Here is a 7,332-nt window from a genome sequence, read left to right on the forward strand (position 1 = left end):
AATCCACACCGAACCCGGAAGGCCCTCACCCGTTCAAGATCCCAAGACGGTGATCACTGTCACCGCACCCAACCTCCGTGGACAGAACACCTAGGCCCTCTCGATCGGGTCATGCTGGGCTCGGAACGGGCGGGAGGGCCCCGGTGCGATGCACCGGGGCCCTCCCGCATGTCGATCGGATCAGATGTCGGACCGGATCAGATCGTGCCGAGCTTGATGATCGAGAGCAGCGCGATCAGCTGGATCGCGGAGGCTCCCAGGGCCTTCGGCCAGGGCAGGTCGTGCGACTTGCTCACCATCGAGGTGAACAGCGCGCCGGCGGCCAGCCAGGTGATCCAGCCGAGGATCTGCACCAGGGAGTTCTCGCCGCCGAGGAACAGGGCGAAGATCAGGCGCGGGGCGTCCGTGATCGACATGATGAGCATCGACAGGCCCACGGTCGGCTGCCAGGATCCCGTGCCGCCGAGTTGGCGGGCCAGGGTGTGGGTGACCGCGCCGAGGACCAGGCCACCGATCACGAAGCCGAGGCCCGTGAAGATCACGTACGGGGCGACCGTGGAGACCTCCGCGTGGATCGCCTCGTCGCGCGCCTGGTCGAAGCCGAAGAGGGCGAGCAGGCCGTAGACGAACGTCACGGTGATCGCGGTGCCCCAGACGGGGTAGTCGCGGGTCTGCCAGAACGTCGGCCCCGGCCGCATCACGATGCCGCTCAGCAACTGCTTCCAGTGCAGCCGCGGCCCCGAGGGCTGTGCGGGGGCCTGGCCGGCCCGGTAGGTGTTCCCGTCGCCGCCGTACGGGTCCTCGTTGATGCTGAACGCCTGGGTGTGCCCCGGGGCGTTGGCATACGGGTCCTGCTGCGAGGGCTGGTGGTGCGGGTCGCCGAAGTACTCGGGTTCGCCGTGCCCGTTACCACCCCCGTGTCCGTTGCCGCCGTGCCCGCCGCTGTACGGGGCGCCCTGAGGGCCTCCGTAGGGTGCGCCGGTGCCTCCTGACGGGGGCCACGACTGCCCGCCGTACGGCGGCGGTGATGCCTGCGCGCCGTACGGCTGTTGCTGCTGCGGGTGTTGTTGCGGTGTGCGGTTGTCCCGGCCGCGTCCGATCCTGAATCCAGCCACACGTCGAACGTACCTGGTCCGTGCGGGTGAGGTGTGAGGGCCGGGGGAAGACGGGCCCCATTGCGGCCTAGCTGTGACATCCCCTAGGGGAACCCCGGGGGGAACCCCGGGGGGTCCGTGCCACCCCGGAGAGGGGGCCGGCGCCACCCTTTACGCGAGGAAGCGGCCGGTCCTGCCCCCGAGGCAGGTCCGGCCGCTTCCATGAGGGAGGGAGCTACTGCACGGGCTCCGGTTCGGGCTGGTCGGCGGTCTCCGCCTCACCCGCCGGGTCCGCGGGGGTCTTCACCGATTCCAGGAGCAACTGCGAGACGTCGACGACCTGCACCGACTCCTTCGCCTTGCCGTCGTTCTTCTTGCCGTTGACCGAGTCGGTCAGCATGACGAGGCAGAACGGGCACGCGGTGGAGACGATGTCCGGGTTGAGGGAGAGGGCCTCGTCGACGCGCTCGTTGTTGATGCGCTTGCCGATCCGCTCCTCCATCCACATCCGGGCACCACCGGCGCCGCAGCAGAAGCCGCGCTCCTTGTGGCGGTGCATCTCCTCGTTCCGCAGACCCGGGACCTTGGCGATGATCTCGCGCGGGGGCGTGTAGATCTTGTTGTGCCGCCCCAGGTAGCACGGGTCGTGGTACGTGATCAGGCCCTCGACCGGCGTCACCGGGACGAGCTTGCCCTCGTCCACCAGGTGCTGGAGCAGCTGGGTGTGGTGGATGACCTCGTACTCGCCGCCGAGCTGCGGGTACTCGTTGGCGATGGTGTTGAAGCAGTGCGGGCAGGTCGCGACGATCTTCTTCGACGACTTCGGCTTCTTCGTCGAGTCGTCGCCGTCCTCGCCTTCGGCGGAGTCCTCGCCGAACGCCATGTTCAGCATCGCGACGTTCTCCTGGCCGAGCTGCTGGAACAGCGGCTCGTTGCCGAGGCGGCGGGCGGAGTCCCCGGTGCACTTCTCGTCGCCACCCATGATCGCGAACTTGACGCCCGCGATGTGCAGGAGCTCCGCGAAGGCCTTCGTCGTCTTCTTGGCACGGTCCTCCAGGGCGCCCGCGCAGCCGACCCAGTACAGGTAGTCGATCTCGCTGAGGTCCTCGACGTCCTTGCCGACGATCGGGACCTCGAAGTCGACCTCCTTGGTCCACTCGACGCGCTGCTTCTTGGCCAGCCCCCAGGGGTTGCCCTTCTTCTCCAGGTTCTTGAGCATCGTGCCCGCCTCGGACGGGAACGCGGACTCGATCATCACCTGGTAGCGGCGCATGTCGACGATGTGGTCGACGTGCTCGATGTCGACCGGGCACTGCTCCACGCACGCACCGCAGGTGGTGCAGGACCACAGCACGTCCGGGTCGATGACGCCGTTCTCCTCGGCGGTGCCGATGAGGGGGCGTTCGGCCTCCGCGAGAGCGGCCGCGGGGACGTCCTCGAGCTGCTTCTCGGTGGCCTTCTCGTTGCCTTCCATGTCCTTGCCGCCGCCGGCCAGCAGGTACGGCGCCTTGGCGTGCGCGTGGTCGCGCAGGGACATGATCAGGAGCTTCGGGGAGAGCGGCTTGCCCGTGTTCCAGGCGGGGCACTGCGACTGGCAACGGCCGCATTCGGTGCACGTGGAGAAGTCGAGGATGCCCTTCCAGGAGAACTGCTCGACCTGGGAGACGCCGAAGGTGTCGTCCTCGCCCGGGTCCTCCCAGTCGATCTCCTTGCCGCCCGAGGTCATCGGCTGCAGCGCGCCGAGGGCGACGTCGCCGTCGGCGTCGCGCTTGAACCAGATGTTCGGGAAGCCGAGGAAGCGGTGCCAGGCGACGCCCATGTTGGTGTTGAGCGAGACCGTGATCATCCAGATCAGCGAGGTGCCGATCTTGATCATCGCGGTGAGGTAGATCAGGTTCTGCAGCGTGCCGAGCGCGATGCCCTTGAACGCCAGCACCAGCGGGTACGAGACGAAGTAGGCGGCCTCGTAGCCTTCGACGTGGTGGATCGCGCCTTCGAGACCACGCAGGGCCAGGATCGCCAGGCCGATGACGAGGATGACGTACTCGACGAAGTACGCCTGCCAGGCCTTCGAGCCGGCGAAACGGGACTTGCGGCCGGCCCGTGAGGGCAGGTTCAGCAGCCGGATGGCCATCAGCGTGACGATGCCGAGCACGGTCATGATGCCGATGAACTCGATGTACATCTCGAACGGCAGCCAGCCACCGATGACCGGCAGCACCCAGTCGGCCTGGAAGAGCTGTCCGTACGCCTGGAGCAGTGTCGGCGGCAGGGTCAGGAAGCCGATCGCGACGAACCAGTGGGCGAAGCCCACGATCCCCCACCGGTTCATCCGGGTGTGGCCGAGGAATTCCTTGACCAGGGTGATCGTGCGCTGCTTGGGGTTGTCGGTGCGGCTGCCTGCCGGCACCGGCTGTCCGAGACGGACGAACCGGTAGATCTGCGCGACGGCTCGGGCGATGAGCGCAACGCCGACGACAGTCAGCACCAGCGACACGATGATCGCGGCGAGTTGCATGTGGGGCTCCTCGGGCCTGCGAGGGTGGGATCCAGCGCGTACAAGTGATTACTAAGCAGTAACTTAATCAGTCTGTGCTGACACTATCCACTTATTCCGCCGCTCTGTAGCCGGGCAGGCGGTGATCTGTGTCGCTCAGGCGAGCCTTCCCCGGACGGTGCGGCCGCCGCGGTGCCGCGTGCAGGTGGATGCGTACGGATCGCGCCAGGATCGCCAGGTCGAGTCCTGTCCCATGATGCTCTGCGTAGTGGATGTCGAGGAGGGCGGGTTCGTCCCAGGGCATTCCGGAGCGGGCGCGCACCTGGGCGAGGCCGGTCAGGCCGGGCCGCAGGCCCTGTCGGCAGCGCCGGGCGGACGGCCCGAGAAGGGCCGCCTCGTCCCGGGTGAGGGGAGCCGGACCGACCAGGGAGAGCTTCCCGGTCACGACATGGGGCAGCCGGGACAGCAGGTCGAGCCGGAGCCGCCGGGTGCGCAGTGAGCGCAGTGCGAAGGGGCGGCCGCCGAGGCCGACCCTGATCTCGCGCCTCAGTACGCCGCCCCTCCCGGTCCGCAGGGTCCGCAGGGTGAGGACCAGTGCGGCGGCGGCCAGTACGGGGGCCGCCAGGAGGAGGAGGGCGGAGCCGAGCGCCAGGTCCAGGGACCGCTTCGCGGTCACGGCCGCCAGTGCCCCGGCGGCGCGGTCGGCCGCCGCGCCCGCCACTCCGGCCGCCGCCCGCACGGCGGGGTGTCGTGTCCTTCGTGCCACGGTCTGCTTCGCGTTCCGCATGTGCACCTGCCCGGGTCGGTTACGTGACGGTATGAGCGTCTCGATGCATTTTGTGACAGAACGATCCCACGGTGCGATGGTGGGTGGTGTGCGTGACGTGCGGCGCGTGCCCGGGTGTCGCGGATCGTGGGCGCCGCAGGGTGGGACCACCACCGTTCTGGCGCGGAAAAGTGCTGGTCGACCCGCATGTGAGCACATAAGTTGAGCGTAAGTCGCTCAGGTCCTTTGACTCCGGGGTGGGTCTCATGCATCCTTGAGTCAGATCCACTCAAGTAGTCAGTTGGAGGAATTGAAATGGCACGTGCGGTCGGCATCGACCTGGGCACGACTAACTCCGTCGTCAGCGTTCTCGAAGGCGGCGAGCCCACCGTCATCACCAACGCCGAAGGCGCCAGGACCACGCCGTCCGTCGTCGCCTTCGCGAAGAACGGCGAGGTGCTTGTCGGCGAGGTCGCCAAGCGCCAGGCGGTCACCAACGTCGACAGGACGATCCGTTCGGTCAAGCGCCACATGGGCACTGACTGGAAGATCGAGCTCGACGGCAAGAACTTCAACCCGCAGCAGATGAGCGCCTTCATCCTGCAGAAGCTGAAGCGCGACGCCGAGTCCTACCTGGGCGAGAAGGTCACCGACGCGGTGATCACCGTCCCGGCGTACTTCAACGACTCGGAGCGTCAGGCGACCAAGGAGGCCGGCGAGATCGCGGGCCTGAACGTCCTGCGCATCGTCAACGAGCCGACCGCCGCCGCGCTGGCGTACGGCCTCGACAAGGACGACCAGACGATCCTCGTCTTCGACCTCGGTGGCGGCACCTTCGACGTGTCCCTCCTGGAGATCGGCGACGGCGTCGTCGAGGTGAAGGCAACCAACGGTGACAACCACCTCGGTGGTGACGACTGGGACCAGCGGGTCGTCGACTACCTGGTGAAGCAGTTCGCCAACGGGCACGGCGTGGACCTGTCCAAGGACAAGATGGCTCTCCAGCGTCTCCGCGAGGCCGCGGAGAAGGCGAAGATCGAGCTCTCGTCCTCGACCGAGACCACGATCAACCTGCCCTACATCACGGCGTCCGCCGAGGGCCCGCTGCACCTGGACGAGAAGCTCACGCGCTCGCAGTTCCAGCAGCTGACCGCGGACCTCCTGGACCGTTGCAAGAACCCGTTCCACAACGTCATCAAGGACGCGGGCATCCAGCTCTCCGAGATCGACCACGTCGTTCTCGTCGGTGGCTCGACCCGTATGCCGGCCGTCGCCGAGCTCGTCAAGGAGCTCACGGGCGGCCAGGACGCCAACAAGGGTGTGAACCCGGACGAGGTCGTCGCGATCGGCGCCTCGCTCCAGGCCGGTGTCCTCAAGGGTGAGGTCAAGGACGTCCTGCTCCTCGACGTGACCCCGCTGTCCCTCGGCATCGAGACCAAGGGAGGGATCATGACGAAGCTCATCGAGCGCAACACCACGATCCCGACCAAGCGGTCCGAGATCTTCACGACGGCCGAGGACAACCAGCCGTCCGTGCAGATCCAGGTCTACCAGGGCGAGCGCGAGATCGCGGCGTACAACAAGAAGCTCGGGATGTTCGAGCTCACCGGTCTGCCGCCGGCCCCGCGCGGTGTGCCGCAGATCGAGGTCGCCTTCGACATCGACGCCAACGGCATCATGCACGTCGCTGCCAAGGACCTCGGCACCGGCAAGGAGCAGAAGATGACCGTCACCGGTGGCTCCTCGCTGCCGAAGGACGAGGTCAACCGGATGCGCGAAGAGGCCGAGCAGTACGCCGACGAGGACCACCGTCGTCGCGAGGCCGCCGAGTCGCGCAACCAGGGTGAGCAGCTCGTCTACCAGACGGAGAAGTTCCTCAAGGACAACGAGGACAAGGTCCCCGGCGACGTCAAGACGGAGGTGGAGACCGCGCTCACCGAGCTGAAGGAGAAGCTCAAGGGCGAGGACACCGCAGAGATCCGTACCGCCACCGAGAAGGTCGCGGCCGTCTCCCAGAAGCTCGGCCAGGCGATGTACGCCAACGCCGAGGGTGCGACGCCGGGCGCCGAGGCGCCGGGTGACGGTCAGGCCAAGGCCGACGACGACGTCGTCGACGCCGAGATCGTGGACGACGAGAAGGACACGAAGGGCGGTGCGGCGTGACCGAGGAGACTCCGGGCTTCGACGAGAAGCCTGACGTCCCCTCCGGCGCCGATGCCGACGACGCCGAGCCGAAGGCCGCCACCCCCTCCGAGGAGGAGGCGGCGGCCCCGGCCGGGGACGTACAGCAGACAGCGGCTCTGACGGCCCAGCTGGACCAGGCCCGTACCGCGCTCAACGAGCGCACGGGTGACCTCCAGCGGCTCCAGGCCGAGTACCAGAACTACCGTCGTCGGGTCGAGCGCGACCGGGTCACGGTCAAGGAGGTCGCCGCGGCGAATCTCCTGACCGATCTCCTGCCCGTGCTCGACGACATCGGCCGGGCGCGGGAGCACGGCGAGCTCGTCGGAGGCTTCAAGGCGGTGGCCGAATCCGTGGAGACGGTCGTCGCGAAGATCGGCCTCCAGCAGTTCGGCAAGGAGGGTGAGCCCTTCGACCCGACGATCCACGAGGCTCTGATGCACTCGTACGCGCCGGACGTCACCGAGACGACCTGCGTGGCGATCCTGCAGCCCGGGTATCGCATCGGCGAGCGCACCATCCGCCCCGCGCGGGTGGCCGTGGCCGAGCCGCAGCCGGGCGCCACGCCCGCGGCGGCGAAGGAAGAGAAGGCAGACGACGAGGAGAGCGGTGGCACCGAAGAGGTCTGACATTCCGTCCGACCACTGCGGTGAACACCGACGGGGCGTGGGGGCGGCCCCCCCCCCCCCCCCCCCCCCCCCCCGGCCGGGGGGGGGGGGGCGGGGCCCCCCCCCGCCTTCATCGGGCAGGGCGAAAACAAAATTAGAGGCGGGCCCACCACCCCCCCCCACCCC

5 protein-coding genes are annotated in these 7,332 nt (G+C 68.2%); 2 read left to right on the forward strand and 3 right to left on the reverse strand.

Features of this window, described 5'->3' with window-relative positions; all coding sequences use genetic code 11:
* Window positions 1-197: 197 nt before the first annotated feature.
* The 3 genes from ACFYSH_RS33890 to ACFYSH_RS33900 form a co-directional block, all read right to left on the reverse strand.
* Window positions 198-1,115 carry a Yip1 family protein gene (locus ACFYSH_RS33890; protein ID WP_359479335.1) on the reverse strand — a complete coding sequence of 306 codons (918 nt, stop codon included), beginning with the start codon at window positions 1,113-1,115 and terminating at the stop codon, window positions 198-200.
* Window positions 1,116-1,329: 214 nt separating this feature from the next.
* On the reverse strand, window positions 1,330-3,612 hold the full coding sequence (locus tag ACFYSH_RS33895; protein ID WP_359479333.1) for a (Fe-S)-binding protein: 2,283 nt from the start codon (window positions 3,610-3,612) through the stop codon (window positions 1,330-1,332).
* Between the two features lie 91 nt (window positions 3,613-3,703).
* A complete protein-coding gene (locus ACFYSH_RS33900; RefSeq protein ID WP_359479331.1) occupies window positions 3,704-4,378 on the reverse strand; it encodes a sugar transferase in 675 nt (224 codons plus the stop codon).
* A 294-nt stretch (window positions 4,379-4,672) separates the two neighbouring features.
* Between ACFYSH_RS33900 and dnaK the strand changes: the two genes are divergently transcribed.
* Window positions 4,673-6,520 (forward strand): molecular chaperone DnaK, encoded by a 1,848-nt coding sequence (gene dnaK / locus ACFYSH_RS33905; RefSeq protein ID WP_359479329.1) that lies wholly within the window; start codon window positions 4,673-4,675, stop codon window positions 6,518-6,520.
* On the forward strand, window positions 6,517-7,167 hold the full coding sequence (grpE, locus tag ACFYSH_RS33910; RefSeq protein ID WP_359479327.1) for a nucleotide exchange factor GrpE: 651 nt from the start codon (window positions 6,517-6,519) through the stop codon (window positions 7,165-7,167). The genes dnaK and grpE overlap by 4 nt, the downstream gene beginning before the upstream one ends.
* The last annotated feature ends 165 nt before the right edge of the window (window positions 7,168-7,332 follow it).

Source organism: Streptomyces sp. NPDC005791, assembly GCF_042871485.1.
Lineage (GTDB): Bacteria > Actinomycetota > Actinomycetes > Streptomycetales > Streptomycetaceae > Streptomyces.